The sequence below is a fragment of the Legionella waltersii genome, assembly GCF_001468085.1.
Classification (GTDB): domain Bacteria; phylum Pseudomonadota; class Gammaproteobacteria; order Legionellales; family Legionellaceae; genus Legionella; species Legionella waltersii.
In genome coordinates this window covers 236,898-239,778 of the sequence record NZ_LNZB01000036.1, presented here as the reverse complement: position 1 = coordinate 239,778, position 2,881 = coordinate 236,898, and the positions used below count along the sequence as shown (strand labels likewise).

Genomic DNA, 2,881 nt, shown 5'->3' with positions numbered 1-2,881 from the left:
AGAAGGACGTGGAATCCTGCGAAAAGCTATGGGGAGCTGGAAACGAGCATTGAGCCATAGATGTCCGAATGGGGGAACCCGGCTGTAGTGATACAGTCATCTGCAACTGAATACATAGGTTGTAGAAGCGAACTCGGGGAACTGAAACATCTAAGTACCCGAAGGAAAAGAAATCAAAAGAGATTCTCTGAGTAGCGGCGAGCGAACGGGGAAGAGCCTGGCATGATTTATGGTGATTGTGAGTAGAACGATTTGGGAAGGTCGGCCGTAGAGGGTTAAAGCCCCGTATACGAAGGAATCATCAGGAACTAGGCATGCGAAGAAGTAGGCCGGGACACGTGTAATCCTGGTTGAAGATGGGTGGACCATCATCCAAGGCTAAATACTACTTACTGACCGATAGTGAACCAGTACCGTGAGGGAAAGGCGAAAAGAACCCCGGAGAGGGGAGTGAAATAGAACCTGAAACCGTTTGCGTACAAGCAGTGGGAGCATGTTTTCGGACGTGTGACTGCGTACCTTTTGTATAATGGGTCAGCGAGTTACTTTCAGTGGCGAGGTTAACTGAATAAGGAAGCCGTAGAGAAATCGAGTCTGAATAGGGCGCGAGTCGCTGGGAGTAGACCCGAAACCGGGCGATCTAGTCATGTGCAGGATGAAGGTTGGGTAACACCAACTGGAGGTCCGAACCGGGTAATGTTGAAAAATTATCGGATGACGTGTGACTAGGAGTGAAAGGCTAATCAAGCCCGGAGATAGCTGGTTCTCCCCGAAAGCTATTTAGGTAGCGCCTCGTGAATGATTACTGGGGGTAGAGCACTGTTTCGGCTAGGGGGCTGTCATGGCTTACCAAACCGATGCAAACTCCGAATACCGGCTAATTGAATCACGGGAGACACACGGCGGGTGCTAACGTCCGTCGTGAAGAGGGAAACAACCCAGACCGCCAGCTAAGGTCCCAAAGTTATAGTTAAGTGGGAAACGATGTGGGAAGGCATAGACAGCCAGGAGGTTGGCTTAGAAGCAGCCACCCTTTAAAGAAAGCGTAATAGCTCACTGGTCGAGTCGGCCTGCGCGGAAGATGTAACGGGGCTAAAACTATACACCGAAGCTGCGGATGTGCGCGAAGGCGCACGTGGTAGGGGAGCGTTCTGTAGGCTGATGAAGGTGGACTGAGAAGTCTGCTGGAGGTATCAGAAGTGCGAATGCTGACATGAGTAACGATAATGAGGGTGAAAAGCCCTCACGCCGGAAGTCCCAGGTTTCCTGCACGACGTTAATCGGAGCAGGGTGAGTCGGCCCCTAAGGCGAGGCTGAAAAGCGTAGTCGATGGGAACCAGGTTAATATTCCTGGACTTTTTATAAGTGGTGAAGTGGGGACGAAGAAAGCTAGATGAGCCAGGCGTTGGTTGTCCTGGTACTTGGATGTAGGTGGTTGGACTAGGCAAATCCGGTTCAGCATGACACTGAGGTCCGAAGTGGTTCTGACCTTTCGGGGTACAGAGAAGTCATTGATGCTCGGCTTCCAGGAAAAGCTGCTAGCCATAACTTATAGAGAACCGTACCGCAAACCGACACAGGTGGACAGGTAGAGAATACTAAGGCGCTTGAGAGAACTCGGGTGAAGGAACTAGGCAAAATGGTACCGTAACTTCGGGAGAAGGTACGCCCTTGGTTGTTAATTACCGTGCGTAATGAAGCGACTGAGGGCCGCAGAGACCAGGTGGCTGCGACTGTTTAATAAAAACACAGCACTCTGCAAATTCGTAAGAAGACGTATAGGGTGTGACGCCTGCCCGGTGCCGGAAGGTTAATTGATGGGGTTATCTTCGGAGAAGCTCTTGATCGAAGCCCCGGTAAACGGCGGCCGTAACTATAACGGTCCTAAGGTAGCGAAATTCCTTGTCGGGTAAGTTCCGACCTGCACGAATGGCGTAACGATGGCCACACTGTCTCCACCCGAGACTCAGTGAAATTGAAATCGCTGTGAAGATGCAGTGTACCCGCGGCTAGACGGAAAGACCCCGTGAACCTTTACTATAGTTTTGCACTGGACTTTGATGATAACTGTGTAGGATAGGTGGGAGGCAATGAAGTGAGGACGCTAGTTCTCATGGAGCCAACCTTGAAATACCACCCTGTTGTTATTGAGGTTCTAACTTGGTCCAGTAATCCTGGATGAGGACAGTGTATGATGGGTAGTTTGACTGGGGCGGTCTCCTCCCAAAGAGTAACGGAGGAGCACAAAGGTACCCTCGGTACGGTCGGACATCGTACCAAGAGTGTAAAGGCATAAGGGTGCTTGACTGCGAGAGTGACGGCTCGAGCAGGTACGAAAGTAGGTCTTAGTGATCCGGTGGTTCTGAATGGAAGGGCCATCGCTCAACGGATAAAAGGTACTCCGGGGATAACAGGCTGATACCGCCCAAGAGTTCATATCGACGGCGGTGTTTGGCACCTCGATGTCGGCTCATCACATCCTGGGGCTGAAGCAGGTCCCAAGGGTATGGCTGTTCGCCATTTAAAGTGGTACGCGAGCTGGGTTTAGAACGTCGTGAGACAGTTCGGTCCCTATCTGCCGTGGGCGTAGGAAAATTGAGAGGAGCTGCTCCTAGTACGAGAGGACCGGAGTGGACGAACCTCTGGTGTACCGGTTGTCACGCCAGTGGCATCGCCGGGTAGCTAAGTTCGGACGGGATAACCGCTGAAAGCATCTAAGCGGGAAGCCTCCCTCAAGATGAGTTTTCCCATGAAGCCCGTTGAAGACTACGACGTTGATAGGCAAGGTGTGGAAGCGCAGTAATGTGTGAAGCTAACTTGTACTAATTGGCTGATTGTCTTGACCATATAATCTGAGTTATTTTGAATGGCAAAATCGATG

1 rRNA gene (running past one end of the window) is annotated in these 2,881 nt (G+C 51.2%); it reads left to right on the top strand.

The window, feature by feature from the left end:
* Positions 1-2,845, top strand: a 23S ribosomal RNA gene (locus Lwal_RS07295) (it extends 58 nt beyond the left edge of the window).
* The last annotated feature ends 36 nt before the right edge of the window (positions 2,846-2,881 follow it).